This window comes from Streptomyces sp. PKA51 (assembly GCF_057552455.1).
The window spans coordinates 53,885-79,790 of record NZ_BAAJPZ010000024.1 but is presented as its reverse complement, the minus strand read 5'-3'; the positions used below and the strand labels follow the sequence as shown (position 1 = coordinate 79,790).

Annotated in this window: 21 protein-coding genes; 5 read left to right on the top strand and 16 right to left on the bottom strand. The window is 72.3% G+C overall.

Features of this window, described 5'->3' with window-relative positions; translation table 11 throughout:
- The coding region (locus tag AC27L3_RS26300; protein WP_487236543.1) for a PucR family transcriptional regulator at positions 1-511 on the top strand (511 nt) is incomplete at its 5' end.
- An 18-nt stretch (positions 512-529) separates the two neighbouring features.
- Here the strand turns inward: AC27L3_RS26300 and AC27L3_RS26295 are convergent.
- The 3 genes from AC27L3_RS26295 to AC27L3_RS26285 form a co-directional block, all read right to left on the bottom strand.
- The gene (locus AC27L3_RS26295) at positions 530-721 is read right to left on the bottom strand and encodes a ferredoxin (protein WP_365968045.1); all 192 of its coding nucleotides are present in this window, start codon (positions 719-721) and stop codon (positions 530-532) included.
- A 20-nt stretch (positions 722-741) separates the two neighbouring features.
- Positions 742-1,968 carry a cytochrome P450 gene (locus AC27L3_RS26290; protein WP_487236542.1) on the bottom strand — a complete coding sequence of 409 codons (1,227 nt, stop codon included), beginning with the start codon at positions 1,966-1,968 and terminating at the stop codon, positions 742-744.
- Between the two features lie 94 nt (positions 1,969-2,062).
- Positions 2,063-2,662: a TetR/AcrR family transcriptional regulator gene (locus AC27L3_RS26285; RefSeq protein WP_487236541.1), complete on the bottom strand. Its 600-nt coding sequence runs from the start codon at positions 2,660-2,662 to the stop codon at positions 2,063-2,065.
- A gap of 99 nt (positions 2,663-2,761) precedes the next feature.
- On the opposite strand from AC27L3_RS26285, the gene AC27L3_RS26280 reads away from it, so the two are divergent.
- A complete protein-coding gene (locus AC27L3_RS26280; protein WP_487236540.1) occupies positions 2,762-4,327 on the top strand; it encodes an MFS transporter in 1,566 nt (521 codons plus the stop codon).
- A 194-nt stretch (positions 4,328-4,521) separates the two neighbouring features.
- On the opposite strand, the gene serA is transcribed toward AC27L3_RS26280, so the two are convergent.
- From serA to AC27L3_RS26250, 6 genes are all read right to left on the bottom strand, one after another.
- On the bottom strand, positions 4,522-6,129 hold the full coding sequence (serA, locus tag AC27L3_RS26275) for a phosphoglycerate dehydrogenase (RefSeq protein WP_487236539.1): 1,608 nt from the start codon (positions 6,127-6,129) through the stop codon (positions 4,522-4,524).
- Positions 6,130-6,361: 232 nt separating this feature from the next.
- Positions 6,362-7,363, bottom strand: coding sequence for a ketol-acid reductoisomerase (ilvC, locus tag AC27L3_RS26270; RefSeq protein WP_487236538.1), 1,002 nt, complete (start codon positions 7,361-7,363; stop codon positions 6,362-6,364).
- 107 nt (positions 7,364-7,470) lie between these two features.
- Positions 7,471-7,995 carry an acetolactate synthase small subunit gene (ilvN, locus tag AC27L3_RS26265; protein ID WP_487236537.1) on the bottom strand — a complete coding sequence of 175 codons (525 nt, stop codon included), beginning with the start codon at positions 7,993-7,995 and terminating at the stop codon, positions 7,471-7,473.
- Between the two features lie 77 nt (positions 7,996-8,072).
- Entirely contained in the window at positions 8,073-9,932 is a 1,860-nt protein-coding gene (locus tag AC27L3_RS26260) for an acetolactate synthase large subunit (protein WP_487236536.1), read from the bottom strand.
- A gap of 197 nt (positions 9,933-10,129) precedes the next feature.
- Positions 10,130-13,084 (bottom strand): putative bifunctional diguanylate cyclase/phosphodiesterase, encoded by a 2,955-nt coding sequence (locus AC27L3_RS26255; protein ID WP_487236535.1) that lies wholly within the window; start codon positions 13,082-13,084, stop codon positions 10,130-10,132.
- Positions 13,085-13,270: 186 nt separating this feature from the next.
- Positions 13,271-14,236 (bottom strand): 2-hydroxyacid dehydrogenase, encoded by a 966-nt coding sequence (locus AC27L3_RS26250; RefSeq protein WP_487236534.1) that lies wholly within the window; start codon positions 14,234-14,236, stop codon positions 13,271-13,273.
- Positions 14,237-14,321: 85 nt separating this feature from the next.
- Between AC27L3_RS26250 and AC27L3_RS26245 the strand changes: the two genes are divergently transcribed.
- The 3 genes from AC27L3_RS26245 to AC27L3_RS26235 all read left to right on the top strand — a co-directional run bounded on the left by AC27L3_RS26245 (position 14,322) and on the right by AC27L3_RS26235 (position 16,753).
- Complete coding sequence (locus AC27L3_RS26245; protein WP_487236533.1) at positions 14,322-15,320, top strand: aldo/keto reductase; 999 nt, start codon at positions 14,322-14,324, stop codon at positions 15,318-15,320.
- Between the two features lie 82 nt (positions 15,321-15,402).
- Positions 15,403-16,557 (top strand): PQQ-dependent sugar dehydrogenase, encoded by a 1,155-nt coding sequence (locus AC27L3_RS26240; RefSeq protein ID WP_487236532.1) that lies wholly within the window; start codon positions 15,403-15,405, stop codon positions 16,555-16,557.
- Between the two features lie 25 nt (positions 16,558-16,582).
- Complete coding sequence (locus AC27L3_RS26235; protein WP_487236531.1) at positions 16,583-16,753, top strand: DUF6191 domain-containing protein; 171 nt, start codon at positions 16,583-16,585, stop codon at positions 16,751-16,753.
- A 110-nt stretch (positions 16,754-16,863) separates the two neighbouring features.
- Here AC27L3_RS26235 and AC27L3_RS26230 read toward each other — a convergent pair whose 3' ends face one another.
- From AC27L3_RS26230 to AC27L3_RS26200, 7 genes are all read right to left on the bottom strand, one after another.
- A complete protein-coding gene (locus AC27L3_RS26230) occupies positions 16,864-19,056 on the bottom strand; it encodes an MMPL family transporter (RefSeq protein ID WP_487236530.1) in 2,193 nt (730 codons plus the stop codon).
- A gap of 182 nt (positions 19,057-19,238) precedes the next feature.
- Complete coding sequence (locus AC27L3_RS26225; protein ID WP_487236529.1) at positions 19,239-19,829, bottom strand: AMIN-like domain-containing (lipo)protein; 591 nt, start codon at positions 19,827-19,829, stop codon at positions 19,239-19,241.
- A gap of 216 nt (positions 19,830-20,045) precedes the next feature.
- Entirely contained in the window at positions 20,046-21,554 is a 1,509-nt protein-coding gene (gene gatB, locus AC27L3_RS26220; protein WP_487236528.1) for an Asp-tRNA(Asn)/Glu-tRNA(Gln) amidotransferase subunit GatB, read from the bottom strand.
- A gap of 23 nt (positions 21,555-21,577) precedes the next feature.
- On the bottom strand, positions 21,578-21,829 hold the full coding sequence (locus AC27L3_RS26215; protein WP_487236527.1) for a hypothetical protein: 252 nt from the start codon (positions 21,827-21,829) through the stop codon (positions 21,578-21,580).
- Positions 21,826-23,319, bottom strand: coding sequence for an Asp-tRNA(Asn)/Glu-tRNA(Gln) amidotransferase subunit GatA (gene gatA, locus AC27L3_RS26210; protein ID WP_487236526.1), 1,494 nt, complete (start codon positions 23,317-23,319; stop codon positions 21,826-21,828). The genes AC27L3_RS26215 and gatA overlap by 4 nt, the downstream gene beginning before the upstream one ends.
- A 6-nt stretch (positions 23,320-23,325) precedes the next feature.
- The gene (gene gatC / locus AC27L3_RS26205; RefSeq protein ID WP_344435837.1) at positions 23,326-23,622 is read right to left on the bottom strand and encodes an Asp-tRNA(Asn)/Glu-tRNA(Gln) amidotransferase subunit GatC; all 297 of its coding nucleotides are present in this window, start codon (positions 23,620-23,622) and stop codon (positions 23,326-23,328) included.
- A gap of 101 nt (positions 23,623-23,723) precedes the next feature.
- On the bottom strand, positions 23,724-25,826 hold the full coding sequence (locus AC27L3_RS26200; RefSeq protein ID WP_487236525.1) for a putative bifunctional diguanylate cyclase/phosphodiesterase: 2,103 nt from the start codon (positions 25,824-25,826) through the stop codon (positions 23,724-23,726).
- Positions 25,827-25,906: the final 80 nt, after the last annotated feature.

The window sequence follows — 25,906 nt, the reverse complement described above, 5'->3', positions numbered from 1 at the left end:
CCGATCTGTCTCCTCCCCCGCCCCGGCCCTGACCGCGGCGGACCGGCTGCTGCGCTCGCCGCGGGCCGGCCTGCCGGCGGGGCCGCCGGCGACGCCGGCGGCGGGGATCGGCACCCCGCGCCGGGGGCTGGCGGAGCTGCCGGAGTCCTGGGCGCAGGCACTGTCGGCGGCCCGGGCGGCCGGGGCCGAGCCCCGGCTGGGCCCGGTGGCGCAGTGGGCGGACATCGGGCCGTACCGGGTGCTGACCGGGCTGCCGGCGGGGCGGGCCGCGGATCCTGCGGTGGCGCCGCTGCTGGCGCCGGCGTACGCGGAGCTGGCCCGGACGGCGGAGGTGTACCTCGACTGCGCCGGTCAGGCGGGCCGCGCGGCGGCGGCCCTGGGCATCCACCGGCAGACGCTGTACTACCGGCTGGGCCGGGTGGAGCAGCTGACGGGCCTCGATCTGGACGAGGGCGAGGACCGTCTGCTGCTGCACATGACGCTCAAGGCCGCCCGTCTGCGGCGCCCCTGACGGCTCGGTCCCGGCGGCTCACTCCTGCACGGCGATGGCCTGCACCGGGCAGCCGCGCACGGCCTCGCGGACCATGGGGTCGCCGGCGCCGTCCTCCTTGCCGGGCAGGACGGTGCCGAAGCCGTCGTCGTCCTGGGTGAAGACTGCGGGTGCGTTGAGGGCACACATGCCCGAGCCGATGCACACCTCGGAGTCGATGGTCACGCGCATGGCGGTCCTCCGTTCTCCGGTCACCAGGTGACCGGGAGTGAGTAGAGACCCTGCAGGGTGCCGCCCGGCTTGGCGGGCACCTCGTCCGGGCCAACGGCCAGACGCAGGGTGGGGATACGGTCGAAGAGGGTGGACAGGGCGATTTCCATCTCGGCACGGGCGAGGTTCTGCCCGAGGCACTGGTGCGGCCCGAAGCCGAAGGCCAGATGATGGCGGGCCGAACGGCGTACGTCCAGGGTCTCGGGCCCGGGGTAGACGGCGGTGTTGCGGTTGGCCAGGGAGGGCACGATGACGACGCCGTCGCCGGCCTTGATGGTGCGGCCGCCGAGCTCGACGTCCTCGGTGGCGACGCGCACGAGCACGTCGGCGATCGTCAGGTAGCGCAGCAACTCCTCGACGGCGCCGGGCATCAGGGCGGGGTCGGCGCGGAGGGCGGCGAGCTGGTCGGGGTGGCGGAGCAGGGTGTACGTGCCGAGGGCGATCATGTTGGACGTGGTCTCGTGCCCGGCGACCAGCAGGATCAGGGCGATGAGCACGAGCTGGTCGCGGTCGGTGCCGCCGTCCTTGCGGCCCTGTTCGACGAGTTCGCCGAGGAGGCCCGGGCCGGGGCCGCCGGGCCGGCGTTCCATGTCCTCGACGAGCCGGCCCAGATACTCCAGCAGTGCGTTGCGGGCCCGGACGGCGTCGGCCGCGGTGGTCGCGGCGAGCAGTTCGCGCGAGCGGCCCTCGAAGTACTCGTGGTCGGCGTAGGGCACGCCGAGCAGATGACAGATGACCATGGACGGGACGGGCAGGGAGTAGGCCGAGACGAGCTCGGCGCCGGGGCCCTCGGCGAGCATGGCGTCGATGAGGCCGTCGACGATCTCCTGGATGCGCGGGCGCAGGGCGGCGACGGTGCGGTGGCCGAAGTGCGGGATGAGGGGGCGGCGTTCCTCGGCGTGGCGGGGGTCGTCGACGCCGAGGAGCGGGGTGCGGATGGTGGCCTGCTGCTCCACGCGGGGCACCACGACGGGGAAGTGGGGGTCCTGGCGGTCGGAGGAGAAGCGCCGGTCGGCGAGGACGGCGCGGGCCTCGGCGTGGCCGGTGACGGCCCACACCTGGCTGCCGTCGTAGAGGGTGACGCGGGTGACGGGTCCGCCGGCGGCCAGGTCGGCGTAGCCGGCGGGCGGGGCGTAGGGGCAGGTGCGGTCCTGCGGGAAGGCGGGGGCGGCGGAGGGTGCGGTGGCGCGGGATCCTGCGGCGGTCATGGACAACCTCCCGATCGGCGCTGACTAGTGTCCTCAGGCAATCAAGTAGACCCCGGCGCCTCGGCCGCCGTCCAGCCTTGTGCAGCCCGCCCGTTCACCCCTCGGACGCGCCCAGGACCGTGCCCTCCAGGATGCTGCGCATCCCCTCGACGAGGTCGGCGCCACTGCCGACCGCCGAGGGATCGATGGTCCACTGCACCCACATGCCGATGAACAGGGAGTGGTAGAGGGCGCCGGCGGTGCGCGCCACCTCGTCGGGAACGTCCCGGTCGTCCACCCCTTCGAAGATGGCCACCATGCCGCGCCGGCCCTCCGGCATCACGCCGGCGAACCGCTCCTTGAGCTCCGGATGCTTGGCCAGCTGACCGACGACCTCCAGCTGCGCGGCCCAGAACGCGCCGTCCTGCGCGAAGCTCTCCTTGATGCGGTCGAGCACGAGTGCGACGCGCTCCTCGCGGGAGACCGAGGCGTCCGTCGTGATGCCGGTCAGCGACCGCCCGACCCCCTCCCCCCACTCCTCGGTCAGGGCCATGAACGCCTCCATCATCAGGGCGTCCTTGGAGCCGTAGTGGTAGCCGATGGAGGCGAGGTTGGCGCCGGAGGCGGCCACGATGTCGCGCGCGGTGGTGCGCACCCAGCCCTTGTCCAGCAGGCAGTGCTTGGCGCCTGCCAGCAGATCTTCGCGGTGTCCCATGCCTCCGAAGCGTAGCCGTGCACCCATACGACCGTCCCAGACGGGTGTCTTAAACAATCGTCATAGACAAACGTTTAAGACATCCGTATAGTCGTGGCCATGACGAACTCCGGCGCACCTCTGGCCGGGCGCAGGGAGTGGACGGCCTTCGTCGTCCTCCTGCTGCCCCTCCTCCTTGTCTCGATGGACGTCTCCGTCCTGTTCTTCGCCATCCCGGCGATCAGCGAGTCGCTGCACGTGACCGGCACGCAGCAGCTGTGGATCTTCGACATCTACGCCTTCGCCCTCTCCGGGCTGCTGATCACCATGGGCTCGCTCGGCGACCGCATCGGCCGCCGCAAGCTGCTGCTCTTCGGCGCGGCCGCCTTCGGCACCGCGTCCGTGGCCGCCGCCTATGCACAGAACGCGGAGATGCTCATCGCCGCCCGGGCCGTGCTCGGCATCGGCGGGGCCACCTTGATGCCGAGCACGATGGCGCTGGTGCGCACCCTGTTCCGCAACGACAAGCAGCGCACCCTGGCCATCGGCATCTGGTCGGGCGCCATGGCCGGCGGCATCGCCCTGGGTTCGGTGATGGGCGGTCTGCTGCTGGAGCAGTTCTGGTGGGGCTCGGTCTTCCTGGTCAACGTGCCCGCGATGGTGCTGCTGCTGATCCTTGCGCCCCTGCTGGTACCGGAGTCCAAGGACCCCGCCCCCGGCCGCTTCGACCTGCTGAGCGTGCCGCTGTCGATGGCGGCCGTGCTGCCGGTGACGTACGGCATGAAGGAGATCGCCGCGGACAACGCGGTGAGCGCCGTCCCGCTGCTGTCGATCGCCGCCGGGCTCGTCGTGGGCTGGTTCTTCGTCCGCCGCCAGCGCACCTGCCGCCACGCGATGATCGGCCCGGAGCTCTTCCGGCACCGCGTCTTCGGCGCCGGCATCACCGTCAACACCCTTGCCGCGTTCGGGATGATGGGCTCGACGTACTTCACCACGCAGTACCTGCAGGGCGTGCTCGGCAAGGGCCCGCTGGAGGCGGCGCTGTGGAGCATCGCGCCGTCGGTGGTGATCGGCGCCACCGGGCCGCTGTCCACCGCACTCGCGCAGAAGGTGGACCGGGCGTACGTCATCGCCGGCGGGTTCGTCGTCGCCGCAGCCGGCTTCGCCCTGCTCGCGGTGGCCGGCACCGACGCCCTGTGGACCGTCCTGGCCGCGGCGGCCGTCATCGGCTGCGGCATCATCACCGTGATGTCCCTGATCTCCGACATGGCGCTCAGCGCCACCCCGCTGGAAAAGGCCGGTACCGCCTCCTCCCTGATGGAGACGGGCCAGGAGTTCGGCGGCGCCCTGGGCATGGCGGTCTTCGGCTCGATCGGCACGGCCGTCTACCGCGACGAGCTCCCCGGCAACCTGCCCGCCGCGCTGCCGCAGGGCGTGGCCGGCGCGGTCCGCGAGACGCTGGGCGCGGCGGCGGGGGCCGCGCGGCAGCTGCCGCGGGCGACGGGCGAGGCGGTCCTGGATGCGGCCCGAGAAGCCTTCACCCACGGCATGCACCTCGCCGCGCTCGGCGGCGGCGCGATCTTCGTCCTGGCCGCCGCGTTCACGCTCCGCGTGCTGCGGGGGCACGGTGCCGCGCAGAGCGCGGCGCCGGAAAACCCCTCCGTGGCCGCCGAGCCCCTCGGCTAGCCGGGCGCCCCGTCAGGGGCGCGGGGAACTGCGCGATCGGCCACGGACGGCCTGCAGCCGACATTGCACCTGCAGGCGCGTCGTGGCTTGTCGCGCAGTTCCCCGCGCCCCTGACGGAGCCGGTGGGAAGGCGAAGGGCCCGGTCCGCACCTGATGGTGCGGGCCGGGCCCTTCGCCGTACGCGTCCGTACGCGTCAGTCGGCCAGGTTGACCGCGCGGGCGTAGTTCGCCCCGACCTCCTGGGCGATCTCCGCCAGCACCGGGGCCGGGATGGACTCGTCGACCGTGAGCGCGACCAGCGCCTCGCCGCCCTCGACGGCCCGGGAGACCTGCATGCCCGCGATGTTGATGCCGGCCTCGCCGAGGATGCGGCCCAGCGTGCCGACCACGCCGGGCCGGTCGGCGTAGCGCAGGAAGGCCATGTGGTCGGCGAGGGCGAGGTCCACGTCGTGCTCGCCGACGGCCACGACCTTCTGGATGTTGCGGGGGCCGGCCAGCGTGCCGGAGACGGAGACCTCGGAGCCGTCGGAGAGCGTGCCGCGCACGACGACGACGTTGCGGTGGTCGGCGGACTCCGAGCCGGTGGTCAGCCGCACCTCGACGCCGCGCTCCTGGGCGAAGAGGGGGGCGTTCACGTAGGAGACCGTCTCGTCGACGATGTCCTCGAAGACGCCCTTGAGCGCGGACAGTTCGAGCACCTTGACGTCGTGCTGGGTGATCTCGCCGTACACCTCGACGTCGAGGCGTACCGCGACCTCGCCCGCAAGGCCCGTGAAGATGCGGCCGAGCCGCTCGGCGAGCGGCAGGGCGGGCTTGACGTCCTCGGCGATGACGCCGCCCTGGACGTTGACGGCGTCCGGGACGAGCTCGCCGGCCAGCGCCAGGCGCACCGACTTGGCGACGGCGATGCCGGCCTTCTCCTGCGCCTCGCCGGTGGAGGCGCCCAGGTGCGGGGTGGCCACGACGGTGTCGAAGTCGAACAGCGGCGAGTCCGTGCACGGCTCGACGGCGTAGACGTCCAGGCCCGCGCCGGCGACCCGGCCCTCCTTGAGGGCACTGGTCAGGGCCGCCTCGTCGACGATGCCGCCGCGGGCGGCGTTGACGATGCGCACGCTCGGCTTGACCTTGTGCAGGGCCTCGTCGCCGATCAGGCCGAGGGTCTCGGGCGTCTTGGGCAGGTGGACGGTGATGAAGTCGGCACTCTCCAGCAGCTCGTCGAGGGAGACCAGCTTCACGCCCATCTGCGCGGCTCGGGCCGGCTGGACGTACGGGTCGTAGGCGAGGATCTTCATGCCGAACGCGGACATCCGCTGGGCCACGAGCACGCCGATGCGGCCGAGGCCCACCACGCCGAGGGTCTTCTCGGCGAGCTCGACGCCGGTGTACTTCGACCGCTTCCACTCCCCGCGCTTGAGCGCGGCGTTGGCCTGGGGGATGTTGCGGGCGGTGGCCAGGAGCAGGCCGCAGGCCAGCTCGGCGGCGGTGACGATGTTGGACGTCGGGGCGTTGACGACCATCACGCCGGCCTTGGTGGCGGCGGAGACGTCGACGTTGTCCAGGCCGACGCCGGCCCGGGCGACGACCCGCAGGCGTTTGGCGGCGGCGACGGCCTCGGCGTCGATGCGGGTCGCGGAGCGCACCAGCACGGCGTCGACATCGGCGATGGCGGGCAGCAGCTGGGCGCGGTCGGCGCCGTCGCAGTGCCGGATCTCGAAGTCGGGGCCGAGGGCGTCGACGGTCGCGGGCGAGAGCTCTTCGGCAATCAGAACGACGGGCTTGCGTGACGAGGCAGCAGGGCTCACGGTGACTCAGTCCTCACTGTTCCTTCGCAGACGGCCGTCCCGACGGCCGAAGGCGGTGAAGGGGGGCAGCCGCGTGGAAGACGCACGACGCTGTGAGCCTGACGCGTTGTGCGAAGCAGTGTATCGGCACTTTCCGGTGCCGTTTCCGCCTTCCCGCAAGGATCACACCACGGCGGCGGGACGGAACGGCGGGCGGGGCCGCGGCGCCTGCCGCGGCCCCGCCCGAAGGAGGTCACTCCTTGTCGTCGACCCAGCTCATCAGCTTGCGCAGCTTCTTGCCGGTGGTCTCCAGCAGGTGGTCCTCGTCGGCCTTCTTGTACTCGTTGTACTTGGGCAGGCCGGCCTGGTACTCCTTCATCCAGTTCTCGGCGAAGGTGCCGTCCTGGATCTCGCCGAGGACCTTCTTCATCTCGGCCTTGGTGGCGTCGTTGACGATGCGCGGGCCGGTGACGTAGTCGCCCCACTCGGCGGTCTCGGAGACCGACCAGCGCATCTTCTCCAGGCCGCCCTCGTACATCAGGTCGACGATGAGCTTCAGCTCGTGCAGGCACTCGAAGTAGGCGATCTCCGGCTGGTAACCGGCCTCGACCAGGGTCTCGAAGCCCGCCTTGACCAGGGCGGAGGCGCCGCCGCAGAGGACCGCCTGCTCGCCGAAGAGGTCGGTCTCGGTCTCCTCGGTGAAGGTGGTCTTGATGACGCCGGCGCGGGTGCCGCCGATGGCCTTGGCGTAGGAGAGGGCGAGCGGGAAGGCGTTGCCGCTCGCGTCCTGCTCGACGGCCGCGATGCATGGCACGCCACGGCCCTCCTCGTACTGGCGGCGCACCAGGTGGCCCGGGCCCTTGGGGGCGACCATGCACACGTCGACACCGGCCGGGGGCTTGATGAAGCCGAAGCGGATGTTGAAGCCGTGGCCGAAGAAGAGGGCGTCGCCGTCCTTGAGGTGGTCCCTGACGGACTCCTCGTAGACCTTGGCCTGGACCGGGTCCGGCACCAGGATCATGATGACGTCGGCCTCGGCCGCGGCCTCGGCGGGGGTGACCACGCGCAGGCCCTGCTCCTCGGCCTTCGTGCGGGACTTCGAGCCCTCCGGCAGGCCCACGCGGACGTCGACGCCCGAGTCGCGCAGGGACAGCGCGTGGGCGTGGCCCTGGCTGCCGTAGCCGAGGACCGCGACCTTGCGGCCCTGGATGATGGACAGGTCGGCGTCGTTGTCGTAGAAGAGCTCGGCAGCCACTTGGGGGTTTCTCCTTGTTTCCGGTGTGGGTCGAATCCCGGTTCGCGTCCCACCGTATGACGGGCGGTCGCCGGACGGTCTGGGGGTAGGGGGTTTGCCGCGCCCGCTCAGGCGGAGCGGTCCAGGGCGCGCAGGCTGCGGTCGGTGATGGAGCGGGCACCTCGCCCTATCGCGATGGTGCCGGACTGCACCAGCTCCTTGATGCCGAACGGCTCCAGCATCTTGAGCATGGCGCCGAGCTTGTCGCTGCCGCCGGTGGCCTCGATGGTGACGGCCTCCGGGGAGACGTCGACGGTCTTGGCGCGGAAGAGCTGGACGATCTCGACGATCTGCGAGCGCGTGTCGTTGTCGGCGCGCACCTTCACCAGGACGAGCTCGCGCTGGATGGCGGCGCTGTCCTCCAGCTCCACGATCTTCAGCACGTTGACGAGCTTGTTGAGCTGCTTGGTGACCTGCTCCAGCGGCAGCGTCTCGACGTTGACGACGATGGTGATGCGGGAGATGTCGGGGTGCTCGGTCACCCCGACGGCGAGGGAGTCGATGTTGAAGCCGCGGCGGGAGAACAGTGCGGCGACCCGGGCGAGGATGCCGGGCGTGTTCTCCACCAGGACGGAGAGCGTGTGCTTGGTCATGGGATCGGTCTTCCGTTTCCTCGGCGTGTGCCGTGTTCCTCGGCGTGTGCCGTGCGGTGGTGGCCGTCAGTCGTCCGTCAGTCGTCGTCGATGCCGTCGAAGTCCGGGCGCACGCCGCGGGCCGCGAGGATCTCGTCGTTGGAGGTGCCGGCGGCGACCATCGGCCAGACCATGGCGTCCTGGTGGACGATGAAGTCGACCACGACCGGGCGGTCGTTGATGGCGTTGGCCTGTTCGATCACCGCGTCGAGCTGCGCCGGGTCCTCGCAGCGCAGGCCCACGCAGCCCATCGCCTCGGAGAGCTTGACGAAGTCCGGGACGCGCGTGCCGGCGCACGGCTCGGTGCCGGCGGCCTCGGGGCCGGCGTGCAGGACGGTGTTGGAGTAGCGCTGGTTGTAGAAGAGGGTCTGCCACTGGCGGACCATGCCCAGCGCCCCGTTGTTGATGATCGCGACCTTGATCGGGATGTTGTTCAGCGCACAGGTGACCAGCTCCTGGTTGGTCATCTGGAAGCAGCCGTCGCCGTCGATCGCCCACACCGTGCGCGCGGGCATGCCGGCCTTGGCGCCCATCGCGGCGGGGACCGCGTAGCCCATCGTCCCGGCGCCCCCGGAGTTGAGCCAGGTCTGGGGCTGGTCGTAGTCGATGTAGTGCGCGGCCCACATCTGGTGCTGGCCCACGCCGGCGGTGAAGATCGTGCCCTCGGGGGCGAGCTGCCCGATGCGCTGGACCACCTGCTGGGGGGCCAGGCTGCCGTCCTCGGGCTTGTCGTAGCCCAGCGGGTACGTCCGCCGCCAGCGCTCCAGGTCCTCCCACCACTGGCCGTACTCGCAGGCGTGGCCCTCGGCCTGCTCGGCGCGCACGGCAGCGGTCAGGTCGGTCAGCACCTCGCGGGCGTCACCGACGATGGGCACGTCGGCGGTGCGGTTCTTGCCGATCTCCGCCGGGTCGATGTCGGCGTGCACGATCTTCGCGTACGGCGCGAAGGAGTCCAGTCTGCCGGTGACGCGGTCGTCGAAGCGGGCGCCGAGCGCCACGATCAGGTCGGCCTTCTGCAGCGCGGTCACCGCGGCGACCGAGCCGTGCATGCCCGGCATGCCCAGGTGCTGCGGGTGGGTGTCGGGGAAGGCGCCGAGCGCCATCAGCGTCGTGGTCACCGGGGCGCCGGTCAGCTCGGCGAAGGCCCGCAGCTCCGCCGTGGCCCCGGCCTTGAGCACGCCGCCGCCGACGTAGAGCACCGGGCGCCGGGCCTGGGTGATGAGCTTGGCGGCCTCGCGGATCTGCTTGGCGTGCGGCTTGGTCACGGGCCGGTAGCCGGGCAGGTCGGTGTGCGGGGGCCAGGAGAAGACCGTCTGCGCCTGCAGCGCGTCCTTGGCGATGTCGACCAGCACCGGGCCGGGGCGGCCTGTGGAGGCGACGTGGAAGGCCTCGGCGATCGTGCGCGGGATCTCGGCCGGGTCGGTGACCAGCCAGTTGTGCTTGGTGATCGGCATCGTGATGCCGCAGATGTCCGCCTCCTGGAAGGCGTCCGTGCCGATGGACTTCGAGGCGACCTGGCCGGTGATGGCCACCAGCGGCACGGAGTCCATGTGCGCGTCCGCGATGGGGGTGACCAGGTTGGTCGCGCCCGGGCCGGAGGTCGCCATGCACACCCCGACCTTGCCGGTGGCCTGCGCGTAGCCGGTGGCCGCGTGACCGGCGCCCTGCTCGTGGCGCACCAGCACGTGGCGGACCTTCGTGGAATCCATCATCGGGTCGTAGGCGGGCAGGATCGCGCCGCCGGGGATGCCGAAGACGACCTCGGCGCCGACCTCTTCCAGGGAGCGGATGAGGGACTGCGCACCCGTGACGTGCTCGGTGATGGGCTGCTGGGAGACCGCACCACCGCGGGGTCGCGGGTGCGGATGATGGTGAGCGCCGGGGGCCTGCTCTGTCATCGACTCTTCTCTTCTCGGAGACAGGAACGAACGAAAACAGGAAACAAAAAACCCCTCGTGCCGTAAGGCAAGCGAGGGGAGCGCGTCGGTGTGGTCGGCAGGTCCGGAGGGGACGGCCTGCTTCAGCCGACGCGCTGTCCAAGTACGAGAATTCGGGTGCGCATGGGACCGACCCTCCCCCCGCCGCACCTGAAGTGTCAAGTGGGTGGGACGGGCGTCTCATTATTTGAGCGCAATGGAGCATGGGCGAGGGCGCCGGCCCCGCCCACGACGCCGGATCGCACGGGCAGCGCGCCGCCCACGAGCACCTGTTGCCCCCCGTTCGTGGGATCACCCGGCAGGACGTTCGGCAGGACGTAGGGGCCGCTGTCGAGGGTGTGGCGCAGCCGGTGCTCGTCGAGGGCGCCGGCGAAGACCATTCCCTGGCCGTGGGTGCAGCCCATGGCCATCAGGGCGTGGGCCTGCTCGGGGGTGTCCACGCCGTCGGCCACCGACTCCATGCCGAGGTCGCCGGCGATGCGCAGCAGGCCGGCGGTGATCTTGTGCAACCGCGCGGATTCGGTCACCCCGTCGACCAGGGTGCGGTCGAGCTTGAGGACGTCCACGGGCAGCCGGCGCAGGGCGCTCATGGCCGCGTAGCCGCTGCCGAGACCGTCCAGCGCGATGCGCACGCCGAAGCGCCGCAGGGCCGCGAGGCGCCGCTCCAGCTCGTCGAGGCACAGGCGTGGATCACTGCCGGAGAGCTCCAGGACCAGCGTGCCCGCGGCCAGGCTGTGCCGCAGGACGAGCTCCTCGATGTTCTTCGGCGCCTGCGAGCGGTCCAGCAGGCGGGCCGCGGGGATGCGGACGTGGACGGGCACCAGGTGCCCGGCGCGGCGCCGCTCACCGGCCTGCTCGGCGGCCTTCTCCAGCGTCCAGCGGCCGAGTTCGGCGGTGCGGGCGCTCTCGTCGCAGCGCTCCATTTCGGCCACCCTCAGGAACTCGTCGGGGGTGAAGAGGATGCCCTGCGCGGAGCGCCAGCGGGCCTGGGCGCTGACGGCGGTCACCCGGCCGGTGGCCAGCTCGACGACCGGCTGGTGCAGCAGCGCGAACTGCCCGTCGTGCAGCGCGCTGCGCAGCCGGCTGACGGCCTCGGTGCGGCGCACGACGTCGTGCTGCATCTGCGGCGCGTACAGCTCGACGCGGCCCTTGCCGGCCTGCTTGGCCCGGTACATGGCGAGGTCGGCGTTGCGCATGAGCTCGCCGGGGGTGATGTCGGCCTCGGCGAAGGCGACGCCGATGCTGGCGTCCACCCGCACCTCGGTGCCGCCCTCGACCAGGTACGGCTGGGAGAGGGTGACCCGCAGCCGCTCGGCGATCTCCAGGATGCGGTACTCGCGGGCGGCGGCGTCGCGGCTGCCGTCGCCGATGATGAGGGCGGCGAACTCGTCGCCCCCGAAGCGGGCGGTGGAGTCCCCGGCGCGCACCGAGTCCTGCAGCCGGCGGGCGGCCTGGACCAGCAGCTCGTCACCGGCCTGGTGGCCGACGGTGTCGTTGACGGCCTTGAAGCCGTCGAGGTCGATGAAGAGCACGGCGGTGCCCGCGTCGGTCACTCTGCGCCCGGCGAGGGCCTGCTGGACGCGCTTGGTGAACAGGGCGCGGTTGGGCAGGTCGGTGAGCGGGTCGTGCTCGGCGGTGTGCTGCAACTGCGCCTGCAGCCGGACGCGTTCGGTGACGTCGCGGCTGTTGAAGATCAGCCCGCCGTGGTGCCGGTTGACGGTGGACTCCACGTTGAGCCACTCGCCGCTGCCGGAGCGGAAGCGGCACTCGATGCGGGTGGTGGGCTCCTCGGCGGGCGGTGCGGCGAGGAAGCGGCGCACCTCGTGGACCACGCGGCCGAGGTCCTCGGGGTGGATGAGCGAGGCCAGTTCGGAGCCGACCAGCTCCTCGGCGTCGCGCCCGTAGACGCCGGCGGCGGCGGGGCTGACGTAGCGCAGTATCCCGGTGGGCGCGGCGATCATGATGACGTCGCTGGAGCCCTGCACCAGGGAGCGGAAGTGGTTCTCCTTCTGCGCCAGCTCCTGAGTGAGGGAGATGTTGTCCAGCAGCATGATGCCCTGGCGGACGACGAGCGCCAGGACGACCGTGCAGCCGGTGAAGAGCACGACGCGGTCGACGTGGTGGCCGTCGAGGACGTTGTAGAGGATGCCCAGCGTGCACACGGCCGCCGCCAGGTACGGCGTGAGGGCCGCGAGGGAGCCGGCGATGGGCCGGCCGGAGGGCGCCGCCGTCCTGCCCCGGCGCGGCGCGCCCTCGCCGCCCTCCTCGCGGGCCACCCAGGGCGCGTAGGCCATGAGCATGTAGCCCGCGAACCAGCCGGCGTCCAGGATCTGCCCGGAGCGGTAGTTGGCCCGCAGCAGGGGCGAGGTGAACAGGGCGTCGCACAGGACGGTCAGGGCGAGGGCGGCGATGGCCGTGTTGATCGCCGAGCGGTTGGCCGAGGACCGCTTGAAGTGCAGGGCCAGCACCATGGACACGAGCACGATGTCCAGCAGCGGGTAGGCCAGCGACAGCGCGGCGTGGGCGACGGACTCGCCGGCGAAGTGCGCGGTGTGCGCGAGGGCCAGGCTCCAGGAGAGGGTCAGCAGCGAGCCGCCGATGAGCCAGGAGTCCAGGGCGAGGCAGACCCAGCCGGCCCGGGTGACCGGGCGGCGGGCGAGCACCAGCAGGCCGATGATGGCGGGCGGCGCGAACAGCAGGAAGCAGAAGTCCGCCGGGGAGGGGCTCGGCACGCGCTCGGCGAGCACGACCTCGTACCAGCCCCAGAAGAAGTTGCCGAAGCCGGCCATGGCCGAGGAGGCCGCGAACAGCAACCAGGCGGGCCGGAAGCGGGTGCTGCGCGTGCGCCCGTACCAGAAGCAGGAGACCGCGGCCAGGCCGGCGGCGCCGCCGAGGCCGAAGTCGCCCATGGTGTTGGCCAGCTCGGGCGATCCCCATCCGAGGGCGGCACCCGTGGCGTAGCCGCCGCAGACCAGGGCGAGCAGGAACTGGGAGAGCATGCCCGAACCCCCGGCCGGCGCGGGCCGGCGGGGGAGCGCCGCTCCGGGGGCGCTCACCGCGCCGCCGTCCGGGGCCGTGGTGGGTGGTTGAGCCGCGTCGGGTAGATCGTCCATTGGCCGTGCATCGCCCGTCGCCCCCCTCGAGTTCCGGTCCTTCGCTGCGCCCGTACGGTGCCCGGAGCAGCCCCCGTCGGGACGATACACCAGGTTCGTCACTCAGGGACATAGCTCATATACATAGCGTAACTAGCGACGGGATTACGGATACGCACTGCATCCAAATGCTGTCTCTGCGTGGTATCAGTCCACAACGGCTACGACATTCCGCAGAGGCTCGTCCAGTACGAATCTGGCCAGCTGATCGCGCAGCAGCGCCTTGGCCCGGGGCAGAAAGGCCGAAGAGGGGCCACCCACATGGGGGGTGATGAGGACGCCGGGTGCCGTCCACAGGGGGTGACCGGGCGGCAGCGGCTCGGGGTCGGTGACGTCGAGGGCCGCGCACAGCCGCCCGCGCTCCAGCTCGGCCAGCAGCGCCGCGGTGTCCACCACCGGGCCGCGGGAGACGTTGACGAGAAGCGCGCCGTCCTTCATCCGGGCGAGGAAGCCGGCGTCGACGAGCCCGCGGGTCTGCTCGGTCAGCGGCGTCACCAGGATCACCACGTCGGCGTCCGGCAGCAGGCCGGGCAGGTCGGCGACCGCGTGCACCGGGCCGCGTGCCACCGTGCGCGCCGAGCGCGCGACGCGCACGACCCGCGCGCATTCAAAGGGCGCGAGCCGGTCCTCGACGGCGGCGCCGATCGCGCCGTAGCCGACGATGAGCACCGACTTGTCCGCGAGCGCCGGCCGGAATTCCTGCCGCCATCGGCCCGCGTCCTGATTCCGTACGAAGCCGGGGACGTCCCGCAGGGCGGCCAGGACGAGGGTGAGCGCCAGTTCGGCGGTGCTCGCGTCGTGCAGCCCGCGCGCGCTGCACAGCCGGGCGCCGGCCGGCAGCACGGACAGGGCGGGCAGCAGGTCGTCCACGCCCGCGGTCAGCGCCTGCATGACGCGAAGGCGCGGCATCCGCGGCAGCGGCCGCAGGCTCACCGCCGTGCCCTTGAGGTAGGGCACGGCGTAGAAGACGCACCGCGCCGGGTCGGTGGGGAAGTCCGGGCCGCCGTCCCAGTGGGCGTACTCCAGGCCCCCGGGCAGGCCGTCGATCTCCTCGGGCCGTATAGGCAACCAGGCGACGGCAGGACCGGTGGAACCGCTGTGATCTGCGCTCATGTCTGGAGGCTATGCGATGGGACCACAGGAGCAGACGTTAGTTTGGGTCCGCCGCACAGGAGGGGAACGGGAGGGGAAACGGCCGGTGGAGCGCAGGACAATCGGTGCGACAGCGCTCGAAGTGGGTGCGGTGGGCCTGGGGTGCATGCCGATGCACTGGGCGTACTCCGCCTCCCAGCAGAACGGCGAGACCGCGCTGCGCACGGTGCACGCCGCACTGGACGCGGGCTCGAACCTCCTGGACACGGCCGACATGTACGGCCCGTTCACCAACGAGTTGCTGGTGGGACGGGTGTTGCGGGAGCGGCGCGCCGAGGCGTTCGTCTCCACCAAGTGCGGCCTGCTGGTGGGCGATCAGCACATCGTCGCCAACGGCCGCCCGGGCTATGTGAAGCGGGCCTGCGACGCCTCGCTGCGCCGGCTGCAGACCGACGTCATCGACCTCTACCAGCTGCACCGCCCCGACCCCGAGGTGCCCGTGGAGGAGACCTGGGGCGCGATGGCCGAACTGGTCTCCGCCGGCAAGGTGCGCGCGCTGGGCTGGTGCGCGGTCGGCGCCCGCGCCCGCAGCGGCTACGGCGCGGGTTCCGGGATGTACGACGCGACGATACGCCAGCTGGAGCGCGTCCAGCAGGTCTTCCCCGTCAGTTGCGTCCAGGCCGAGCTGTCGGTGTGGTCGCGCGAGGCGCTGGAGCGGCTGGTGCCCTGGTGCGCCTCCCGGGGGGTGGGAGTGCTGGCGGCGATGCCCCTGGGGAACGGTTTCCTCAGTGGCACGCTCACGCCGGGCCAGGGCTTCGAGCCGGAGGACGTCCGCGCCCGGCACCCGCGCTTCACCGCCGAGATGATGGCCGCCAACCAGCCGATAGTCGCCGGGCTGCGGCGCGTCGCCCACCGCCACGGCGCCACGCCGGCGCAGGTCGCGCTCGCCTGGGTGCTGGCCAGCAGCCGGCACGTGGTGCCGGTGCCGGGCACGAAGAAGGCCGAGTGGGCGGCGCAGAACGCCGGCGCCGCACGACTGCGCCTGACCGCCGAGGACTTCGCCGAAATCGCGGCACTTCCGCCCGCGATGGGCTCCTGGGACTGACCGCGGGTGTATCAAGGAGGGGTGTCCCGCTCATCCGGGATATGCCCTTTGTCAGGCATCCGCCCGAGAGGAGCACCGCGTCGTGCCCGTCCCCGCCGCAGGGCGCACTCCCCGGACCGTCCCGGTCGTCGCCGCCGCCCTCTCCCTCCTGCTGGCCCTCGCCGGCTGCTCCGGCGGCTCCTCCCCCGGCCGTACCGGCGGCCCGGCGGCCTCGGACTCGCGGGCGGCCTCCGCCGCCCCGGCCAAGGGCTCGGCCGAGGTCGTGCGTACGGTGGCCACCAGGCTGAACTCGCCGTGGGGCCTGGCCGCGCTCCCCGGCGGCGACCTGCTCGCCGGCTCGCGCGACACCGGCCGCATCGTGCGGATCTCGGCGAAGGACGGCGGGCAGACCCCGCTGGGCACGGTGCCGGGCGTCGCGGCCAAGGGCGAGGGCGGGCTGCTGGGCCTGGCCGTCTCGCCCCGCTGGTCCGACGACCACACGCTCTACGCGTACTTCACCACCGACTCCGACAACCGCATCGCCCGCATGCAGGTCGACGAGCGGCGCCCGGACGGGCAGCGGCTCGGCGCGCCGGACACCCTGGTGCGCGACATCCCCAAGGGCGAGACCCACAACGGCGGCCGCATCGCCTTCGGACCCGACGGGATGCTCTACGCCGGTACGGGCGAGAGCGGGCGGGGCGGCCTGGCGCAGAACCTGGAGTCGCTCGGCGGCAAGATCCTGCGCATGACGCCGGACGGCCGCCCCGCGCCCGGCAATCCCGGCTCGTCCTCGCTGATCTACAGCTACGGCCACCGCAACGTCCAGGGCCTGGCCTGGGACGCGGCCGGGCACCTGTGGGCGTCGGAGTTCGGCCAGAACACCTGGGACGAGCTGAACCTCATCCGCCCGGGCGCGAACTACGGCTGGCCCGAGGCCGAGGGAAAGGCCGGCAAGCCGGGCCTCACGGATCCGCTGGAGCAGTGGCACCCGGCCGACGCCTCCCCCAGCGGCCTGGCCTGCGCCAAGGGCTCGCTGTGGATGGCAGGTCTGCGCGGCGAGCGGCTGTGGCGCATCCCGCTGCGCGGAACGGAATCCTCCGGGCCGCCCGAGGCGTTCCTCCAGGGGAAGTACGGCAGGCTGCGCACGGTCGTGGCCACCGACGACGGCGGTTTGTGGCTGGCCACGAGCAATACCGACGGCCGGGGGCGGCCGGGGCCCGAGGACGACCGGCTGCTGTTGCTGAAGGTGACTTGAGACGGGACGTAAGGAAGGACAGGGAATGTTCAATGTGATCGAAGAACTGTTCTCACCCGGACGCAAACACACCGAGGAAGAGCAGAACCGGCTGGAGCTGACCGTCGACGACATGGGCGACGCGGACCCCGGCCGCGGCCCCATAGACCTCGACTCGGGCCACGTGGTCATCCGCCCCCGCCAGTGCGCCCCGTAGGGGCGCGGGGCACTGCACCAGTCCACGGCGCCCCCTAGGGGCGCGGGGAACTGCGCGACGAGCCACGACGCGCCCGCAGGCGGGGTGCCGCATGAGCCGCCGGACCGGCCCTAGGCCCTTCCCGCATCCACCAGCTGTTCCTGCGCCTGCTGCGGCACAGCCGCCTCCGGCGGCTCGATGCTGATGCGCGGCAGCAGCCGCTCCAGCCAGGCCGGCAGCCACCAGTTCGCCCCGCCGAGCAGGTGCATCAGCGCGGGCACCAGCAGGGTGCGCAGCACGAAGGCGTCCAGGGCGACGGCCGTGGCCAGGCCGATGCCGAACATCGCGATCACCCGGTCGCCGCTGAGCAGGAACGCCAGGAACACCGAGATCATGATCACGGCCGCGGAGTTGATCACCCGGCTGGTCTCGGCGAGCCCGACCCGCACCGCCCGCCGGTTGTCGCGGGTGGCCAGCCACTCCTCGTACATGCGGCTGACGAGGAAGACCTGGTAGTCCATCGACAGGCCGAAGAGCACCGAGACCATCACCACGGGCAGGAAGGGTTCGATGGGGCCCGCGCCGCCCAGGCCGAGCAGGTCGCTGCCCCAGCCCCACTGGAAGACGGCCACGATCAGGCCGAACGAGGAGGACACCGCGGCGATGTTCATCGCCGCCGCCTTCAACGGTATGCCGATGCTGCGGAAGGCCAGGAGCAGCAGGACGCAGCCGAGCCCGACCACGACGCCGACGAACAGCGGCAGCTTGTGCAGGATGACGCCGGCGAAGTCGTCGTAGGCGGCCGTCAGCCCGCCCACGCGCACCTCCAGGCCGCTGCCGGCGGTGGCCCGCGGCAGCACGTCGGTGCGCAGCCGCTGGACGAGGGCGCTGGTGGCGTCGGACTGCGGCGCGCTGGTGGGCACGACCGTGATGACGCCGGTGTCCCCGCTGCGGTCGAGCACCGAGGGGCTGACGGCGGCGACGCCGGGGGTGTGCCGCAGGGTGTCGGGAAGCTTGTTGAACGCCAGGCTCTCGGCGGCGCTGTCCAGGGGGGCGACGAGGGTGAGGGGGCCGTTGACGCCCGGGCCGAAGCCGCGGGCCAGCATGTCGTACGCCTGGCGGGTGGTGGACTGCGGCGGGTTGTTGCCCTGGTCGGAGGTGCCCAGATGCAGGGAGAAGGTGGGCAGGGCCAGCACCAGCATCACGGCGGCGGCCAGCGCGCCCAGCATCTTGGGGTGCCGCTCGACGAGCGCGGACCAGCGGGCCGCCAGGCCCGTCGGGGTTTCCAGCCGGGGCCCGCCGGTGGCGAGGCTGCGGCGTTCGCGGCGGCTGAGGGCGCGGTGGCCGATGAGGCCGAGCAGGGCGGGCAGCAGGGTGACGGAGGCGGCGACGGTGAGCACGACCGTCAGGGAGGCGGCCACGGCCACGCCGGTCAGGAAGTTCAGGCGCAGCACCAGCATGCCGAGCAGGGCCACGCACACGGTGCCGCCGGCGAAGACGACGGCGCGCCCGGTCGTGGCCACGGCCCGCTCGGCCGCAACGGCCACCGGCAGGCCCTGGCGCAGGCCCTTGCGGTGGCGGGTGACGATGAACAGCGCGTAGTCGATGCCGACGCCCAGGCCGATGAGGGTGCCCAGCATGGGGGCGAAGTCGGCGACCTTGGTCAGGTGGCCGAGCAGCTGGGTGGCCATGGCGGCGGTGCCGACGCCGACCAGGGCCGTTGCTATGGGCAGCAGGCTGGCGGCGAGCGAGCCGAAGACGAGGAAGAGGACGACGGCCGCCACCGCGACGCCAATGGCCTCGCTGAGGTGGCTGTCGGAGCCCTCGGTGACGGCGATGCCGCTGCCGCCGAGGGCGATGCGGAGGTTGCCAGTGGCGGCGCCGCGTGCGGTGTCGACGACCCGGGCGACCCGGGCGCGGTCGGGGTCGCCGCCCTTGCTGGTGAAGGCGATGGTGGCGTAGGCGGTGTGCCGGTCGGGGCTGATGCGGTCGGCGCCGCCGCTCGCGTAGGGGCTCTCGACGGCCGCGACGCCGGGCAGGGCAGCGATCTGGTGCAGGACGTCGCGCATGCGCTGTTCGACGGCGGGGGCGCGGACGGTGCCGCGGTCGGTGTGCCAGACGATCTTGTCGTCGCCGTCCTCGCCGGGGAACGCCTTCTGCAGCAGTGCCGTGGCGCGGGAGGACTCGGTGCCGGGCACGGAGTAGTCGTTGGAGTACGCCGGGCCGCCGATCGTGGCGGCCGCCGTGGTGCCGGCGAGGGCAACGAGCCAGAGCACGATCACGGCGAAGCGGCGGCGCAGGCACCACCGGGCGAGTGCGGTCATGGCGTGCTTCCCGGGTATCGCGTCGATCTCGCCGGGAGCGACCCGTGCATGACGACCGCTGGGCAAGGTGAGCATGGTCAGAGGCCCCTCGGGGCCCCTGACGGACCACTGTGACAGCAGGATAAGATCCTTTGTCGTATTTGTGGGTTATGCCACACGTTGCCCGCGGGCGGGCCACCTGGTCAGCGGAATCCCTGCCAGCTGTGCGCGACGTCGACCACGAGGTGGCTGCCCTCCTGGAACACCCGGAAGGGCAGCCGGGCCCGTACGCCCAGCCCCACCTGGGTGTCGCCCTCGAAGCTGCCGCCGAAGCGGGCGTCCTGGAAGGTGCGGTAGCCCGTGAGGTCCACCTCCGGCAGCGGCTGGCGGGCCTTGCCGTCGTAGGTGACCTGGCCGGTGGCCGGGTCGTACGAGGGGGCCGCGACCCGCACCTCCAGGATCGCGCCGCCGCTCACGGGGATCACGTCGCCCGAGCCGTCCTGTTGCAGCTTGTCCACGTAGCGCACGTGGTAGCCCACCGGACCCGTTCCCGGGCCCAGGATGTCGAACACCATGCGGTCGTAGCACTCGTGCCGGCCGGCCCTGATGTCCCGCAGCGGCTTGTAGTCGGTGGCCGTGCTCACCTTCGGCAGACTCCCCCAGCCCGCCGTGCACCGCGCCTCCGCCGTGGCCGCGCTCCCGGCCGCCACGGCCGTCCCCGCCGGTACCGCGGCCGCCGTCAGCCCGGCCCCCGCCAGCAGCAACGCCGCCAGCCCGGCATGCAACCGTCGCATGTCTACCCCCAGCCTTTCGGTGCGGGCTCCCGGAGCGGCCCGCTGCCAGGGATCATGCCGGACCGTTTCGGCGCATGGGGGGCGTATCGGCGAATTCCGGCCAGGACCCGCTTCGGACACGACAACGGCCGCCCCTCACAGGAGGGACGGCCGTCATGCCGGAATTGACGGGGCGGAATCAGCCCTCGACGCCCAGCTTCTCCAGGCTGTGCTTGTTCATTCCTTCGCGGCAAGCCGCTCAAGAATCAGTTCCCGCACGCGCGCCGCGTCCGCCTGGCCCCGGGTGGCCTTCATGACCGCGCCGACCAGCGCACCGGCCGCCGCGACCTTGCCGGCACGGATCTTGTCGGCGATGGCGGCGTTGGCCGCGATGGCCTCGTCCACGGCCGTGCCCAGCGCGCTGTCGTCGGAGACCAGCTTCAGACCGCGCTTCTCGACGACCTCGTCCGGCTCGCCCTCGCCGGCCAGCACGCCCTCGAAGACCTGGCGGGCCAGCTTGTCGTTGAGGGAGCCCTCGGCGACCAGCGCCGCGATCCGGGCGACCTGCGCCGGGGTGACCGGCAGCATCGCGAGGGCGACGCCCTCCTCGTTGGCGCGGCGGGCCAGCTCGCCCATCCACCACTTGCGGGCGGCCGCGGAGTCGGCGCCGGCCTCGACGGTGGCCTCGATCAGGTCGACCGCGGCCGCGTTGAGGATCGACTGCATGTCGTGCTGGGAGATGCCCCACTCCTCGCGCAGCCGGTTGCGGCGCACGCGCGGCAGCTCGGGCAGGGTCCCGCGCAGCTCCTCGACCCACGCGCGGGCGGGGGCCACCGGCACCAGGTCCGGCTCGGGGAAGTAGCGGTAGTCCTCGGCCTCTTCCTTGATGCGGCCCGACGTCGTGCTGCCGTCGTCCTCGTGGAAGTGCCGGGTCTCCTGCACGATGGTGCCGCCGGAGGACAGCACCGCCGCGTGCCGCATGATCTCGTAGCGGGTCGCGCGCTCGACGGACCGCAGGGAGTTGACGTTCTTCGTCTCCGAGCGGGTACCGAACGTCGAGGAGCCCTTCGGCATCAGCGACAGGTTGACGTCGCAGCGCATCTGGCCCATCTCCATGCGGGCCTCGGAGACGCCGAGCGCCTTGATGAGCTCGCGCAGCTCGGCGACGTACGCCTTGGCGACCTCGGGGGCGCGCTCGCCCGCACCAGTGATCGGCTTGGTGACGATCTCGATGAGCGGGATGCCGGCGCGGTTGTAGTCCAGCAGGGAGTGCTGGGCGCCGTGGATGCGGCCGGTGGCACCGCCCACGTGCGTGGACTTGCCGGTGTCCTCCTCCATGTGGGCGCGCTCGATCTCCACGCGGAAGACCTCGCCGTCCTCCAGCTGGACGTCCAGGTAGCCGTTGAAGGCGATCGGCTCGTCGTACTGGGAGGTCTGGAAGTTCTTCGGCATGTCCGGATAGAAGTAGTTCTTCCGGGCGAAGCGGCACCACTCGGCGATCTCGCAGTTGAGCGCGAGGCCGATCTTCACGGCGGACTCCACGGCCGTCGCGTTGACGACCGGGAGGGAGCCGGGCAGGCCGAGGCAGGTGGGGCACGTCTGCGCGTTGGGCTCGGCGCCCAGCTCGGTGGCGCAGCCGCAGAACATCTTGGTCTTGGTGCCGAGTTCGACGTGCACCTCGAGCCCCATGACGGGCTCGTAGGTCGCCAGCGCGTCCTCGTACGACACCAGTTCAGTGACGGTCACGGAAATTTACCTCTCAGTCCCGGCTAGCCCGCGAGGACGTCGTCGCTGTTCATGCGGCGCAGCTCGCGGACGAGCAGGGCGACGCCGGTGGCGATGGCGGCGGCGGAGACGACCGCGTCGACCAGCTGGAGCGTGTCCTGCTCGGTGCGGGCGGACTTCGCCTGCTTGATCACGCTCACCGCGCCGAACAGCGTGGTGCCGATGGACAAGTACGTGCCGGCCTTGGACTTCTTGAAGCCCTTGGCCTTCTTCAGCGCGCTCTTCTTGTCGGTCACAGCGACGGTGCCTCCTCCAGCAGTCGGTGTCCCCAGCGCTCGGTGAACGCGGCCTCGACCGCGGCACCGACCTTGTAGAGCCGGTCGTCCTTCATGGCGGGGGCGATGATCTGCAGGCCCACCGGGAGCCCGTCCTCCGGCGCGAGGCCGCACGGCAGCGACATGGCCGCGTTGCCCGCCAGGTTGGTCGGGATGGTGCACAGGTCGGCCAGGTACATCGCCATCGGGTCGTCGACGCGCTCGCCGATCGCGAAGGCGGTCGTCGGCGTCGTCGGCGAGACGATCACGTCGACCTGCTCGAACGCCTTGTCGAAGTCGCGCGAGATGAGCGTGCGCACCTTCTGGGCCGAGCCGTAGTACGCGTCGTAGTAGCCGGAGCTCAGGGCGTACGTGCCCAGCATGATGCGCCGCTTGACCTCGGGGCCGAAGCCGGCCTCGCGGGTCAGGGCGGTGACGTCCTCGGCCGAGCGGCTGCCGTCGTCGCCAGCGCGCAGGCCGTAGCGCAGGCCGTCGAAGCGGGCCAGGTTGGAGGAGCACTCCGAGGGCGCGATCAGGTAGTACGCGGCGAGCGCGAGGTCGAAGGACGGGCAGTCCACCTCGACGATCTCCGCACCCAGCTCCTTGAGCAGCTCGACCGACTCGTCGAAGCGCTGCAGGACGCCGGCCTGGTAGCCCTCGCCGCGGAACTGCTTGACGACGCCGACGCGCATGCCGGCGACCGAGCCGTTGCGGGCCGCCTCGACGACCGGCGGGACCGGGGCGTCGATGGAGGTGGAGTCCAGCGGGTCGTGGCCGGCGATCACCTCGTGCAGCAGGGCCGCGTCCAGGACCGTACGGGCGCACGGGCCGCCCTGGTCGAGGGAGGAGGAGAACGCCACCATGCCGTAGCGGGAGACCGCGCCGTAGGTGGGCTTGACGCCGACGGTCGCGGTGACGGCCGCGGGCTGGCGGATCGAACCACCGGTGTCGGTGCCGATGGCCAGGGGCGCCTGGTAGGCGGCCAGAGCGGCGGAGGAACCGCCGCCGGAACCGCCGGGGATCTTGGTGAGGTCCCAGGGGTTGCCGGTGGGTCCGTAGGCGCTGTTCTCGGTGGAGGACCCCATGGCGAACTCGTCCATGTTGGTCTTGCCGAGGATGACGACGTCGGCGTCCTTCAGACGCTTGGTGAGCGTCGCGTCGTACGGCGGGATCCAGCCTTCGAGGATCTTCGAGCCGACGGTGGTCGGGACGCCCTTCGTGGTGAAGATGTCCTTCAGCGCCAGCGGGACGCCGGCCAGCGGGCCGAGCTTCTCGCCGCGCTCGCGCTTGGCGTCGACCTCGCGGGCCTGGGCGAGCGCGCCCTCCCGGTCGACGTACAGGAAGGCGTGCACCTTCTCGTCGACGGCGTCGATGCGGGCCAGGTGGGCCTCGGTGACCTCGACGGCCGTGAGCTCGCCGGAGGCGATCTTCTCGGCGATCTCGGCCGCGGTGAGCTTGATGATGTCAGTCATCGCGGTTCAGTCCTCCCCCAGGATCTGCGGCACCTTGAAACGCTGCTGCTCCTGGGCGGGGGCGCCGGAGAGCGCCTCCTGGGGGGTCAGCGACGGGCGGACCTCGTCCGCCCGCATGACGTTCGTCAGGGGCAGCGGGTGGGAGGTCGGGGGTACGTCCTCGTCGGCCACATCGGAAACGCGGGCGACCGCGCCGATGATCACGTCGAGCTGTCCGGCGAAGTGGTCGAGCTCTTCGTCCTTCAGCTCCAGACGCGACAGCCGGGCGAGGTGGGCGACCTCCTCGCGCGTGATGCCAGGCATGCAGCGATCCTCAAGGGTGGGATGTATAGGGTTTCGGCCCAATCCTATGGCTCACCCACCCCTGCCCGCGAAATGCGTTTCCGTGGCGGGCCGGGGCATGGCTACGTGACCGGCTGATCGGCCGCGTCGGGGTCCGGGGCCGCAACGGCCTCCGTCGTGAGGGGGGCCCGGCGCCAGCCGGACTCGTGGCGCAGCCGCAGCCACGCCGTCGTCTCGTCCGGCGGCATCGCGGCCGCCACCAGCCACCCCTGCACTGCGTCGCACCCCAGGTCGCGCAGCCGCTCCCAGGTCTCGTCGTCCTCGACGCCCTCGGCGACGACGAGCAGGCCCAGGGAATGCGCGAGGTCCAGTGTGCAGCGGACGATCTCGGCGTCCTCGTTGTCGATGGCGAGCCGGGCCACGAAGGAGCGGTCGATCTTCAGCTCGCTGACCGGCAGCCGGCGCAGGTGGACCAGGGAGGAGTAGCCGGTGCCGAAGTCGTCGAGGGACATCTTCACCCCGTGCCCGGTCAGTCCGGCGAGCGTGTCGGCCGCCCGCTGGGGGTCCTCCAGCAGCACGTGCTCGGTTATCTCCAGTTGCAGGGCGCCCGGCGGGACGCCGTGCCGGGCGAGGCGGGCGGCGACGGAGCCGGCGAAGCCGGGGGTGTGCACGTCGCGGGGCGAGACGTTGACGGCGACGGGCACCTCCAGGCCCATCGCCCGCCACTTGGCGACCTGCCCGAGGGCGGTCTCCAGGACGTACTCGGTCAGGCGGGGCATCAGCCCGGAGGACTCGGCGATGGCGATGAACTCGTCCGGCGAGACCCGGCCGCGCTCGGGGTGGACCCAGCGCACCAGCGCCTCCAGGCCCTCGACGTGGCCGTCGAAGCCGACCTTGGGCTGGTAGTGCAGTTCGACGTCGCCGGCGTCGAGGGCGCGGCGCAGGTCGCCGAGCAGGCCGAGCCGGTCGGGCGTGTTGCCGTCGCGGCGGGCCTCGTAGACCTCCACGCCGCTGCGGTCGCGCTTGGCCTGGTACATCGCGACGTCGGCGCGGCGCAGCAGCCCCTCGGCGTCGAGGGCGTGGTCGGGGTAGACGGCGACGCCGGCGCTGGCTTCGAGGACGAGGGTGAGCCCGTCGAGGTCGAGCGGGGAGCCGAGGTCGGCGACGAGGGAGCGGGCCACGCGCTGGGCGCTGGTGAGGGAGTCGGTGACGGGCAGCAGGACGGCGAACTCGTCGCCGCCGAGCCGGGCGGCCTCCGCGTCGCGCGGCAGGGCCAGGCGCAGCCGTTCCGCTATTTGCAGCAGCAGCCGGTCGCCGGCGAGGTGGCCGAGGGTGTCGTTGACCGACCGGAAGCGGTCGAGGTCGATCAGGACGAGGGCGGTGCGGGCGCCGGCCTGTTCGGCCTCGTCGAGGGCGGTCCAGGTGCGCTCCAGCAGCCACTGGCGGTTGGGCAGGCCGGTGAGGGGGTCGCGCAGTTGTTCCTCGGCGCGGGCCCGGGCGATCCACAGGGTGGAGTCCAGGGCGACGAGGGGGACGGCGAACAGGGGCAGCAGGACCGGCGAGTGGTCGGCGACGACGGCGATGAGCGGGGCGATGCCGAGCAGGGCGCCGCCGACGAGGGCCTGGCGCAGCAGTGCGGTGCGCGCGATGGAGGTGAGCGCGGCGCGCGGGGCCATGGAGCGCCACAGCAGGGCGCGGGTGACGGCGAGGTAGCAGAACGCGGCGGCGGCGATCTTGGGGGCGGCCGCGGGCGTCCAGGTGTCGGGCAGCCAGGGGGCGTCGACGCCGGGGCCGGCTCCCAGGGCGGCGAGGCCGAGACCGGCGGCGGCGATGCCGAGGACGTCGACCGCGCCGTGGAGTAATGCCTGGCGCCATCGGTGCCGGCGGGCGGCGGTGACGAGGGTGACGACGGCGACGCCGGCGAGGGCGGCGGGCACCCAGCCGTACAGCAGGAGCACCGCGAGGGTGAGGGCGGCACCGGATCCGGTGCCGCCCCACCAGCGGTCCCTGCCGAGGGCCACCAGATGGACGACGATGAGCGCGGTCAGCGCGGCCAGCGCCCCGCCGGCGGTGCCGCCGGGGAAGAGGGGGTGCCCGCCGGCGAGCTCGCCGAGGACGCCGCCGGCGAGGGTGAGCGCGGCCAGGGTCACGCAGACCGTGGGCAGCGTGGGTGGGGAGAGCCGGCGCAACCGTGATGCCGGTTCGGCGCTGTCGGTGGGTTTCATGCCCGTCCCTCTCACAGCCGGCGGTGCCCGCGTCACGGCAGGCGCACATCTCAACAGTAGGCCGCAGAAGGCTACGGCGG

What these genes read in the sequence shown, in the direction of transcription:
- gatA (WP_487236526.1), bottom strand. Translation starts at nt 23,319, where the DNA reads ATGACTGACATCATCAAGCTCACCGCGGCCGAGATCGCCGAGAAGATC.
- AC27L3_RS26255 (WP_487236535.1), bottom strand. Translation starts at nt 13,084, where the DNA reads ATGGACGATCTACCCGACGCGGCTCAACCACCCACCACGGCCCCGGAC.
- AC27L3_RS26280 (WP_487236540.1), top strand. Translation starts at nt 2,762, where the DNA reads ATGACGAACTCCGGCGCACCTCTGGCCGGGCGCAGGGAGTGGACGGCC.
- AC27L3_RS26250 (WP_487236534.1), bottom strand. Translation starts at nt 14,236, where the DNA reads ATGAGCGCAGATCACAGCGGTTCCACCGGTCCTGCCGTCGCCTGGTTG.
- AC27L3_RS26230 (WP_487236530.1), bottom strand. Translation starts at nt 19,056, where the DNA reads ATGACCGCACTCGCCCGGTGGTGCCTGCGCCGCCGCTTCGCCGTGATC.
- gatC (WP_344435837.1), bottom strand. Translation starts at nt 23,622, where the DNA reads ATGCCTGGCATCACGCGCGAGGAGGTCGCCCACCTCGCCCGGCTGTCG.
- AC27L3_RS26200 (WP_487236525.1), bottom strand. Translation starts at nt 25,826, where the DNA reads ATGAAACCCACCGACAGCGCCGAACCGGCATCACGGTTGCGCCGGCTC.
- AC27L3_RS26285 (WP_487236541.1), bottom strand. Translation starts at nt 2,662, where the DNA reads ATGGGACACCGCGAAGATCTGCTGGCAGGCGCCAAGCACTGCCTGCTG.
- AC27L3_RS26260 (WP_487236536.1), bottom strand. Translation starts at nt 9,932, where the DNA reads ATGACAGAGCAGGCCCCCGGCGCTCACCATCATCCGCACCCGCGACCC.
- ilvN (WP_487236537.1), bottom strand. Translation starts at nt 7,995, where the DNA reads ATGACCAAGCACACGCTCTCCGTCCTGGTGGAGAACACGCCCGGCATC.
- AC27L3_RS26290 (WP_487236542.1), bottom strand. Translation starts at nt 1,968, where the DNA reads ATGACCGCCGCAGGATCCCGCGCCACCGCACCCTCCGCCGCCCCCGCC.
- AC27L3_RS26295 (WP_365968045.1), bottom strand. Translation starts at nt 721, where the DNA reads ATGCGCGTGACCATCGACTCCGAGGTGTGCATCGGCTCGGGCATGTGT.
- AC27L3_RS26225 (WP_487236529.1), bottom strand. Translation starts at nt 19,829, where the DNA reads ATGCGACGGTTGCATGCCGGGCTGGCGGCGTTGCTGCTGGCGGGGGCC.
- AC27L3_RS26235 (WP_487236531.1), top strand. Translation starts at nt 16,583, where the DNA reads ATGTTCAATGTGATCGAAGAACTGTTCTCACCCGGACGCAAACACACC.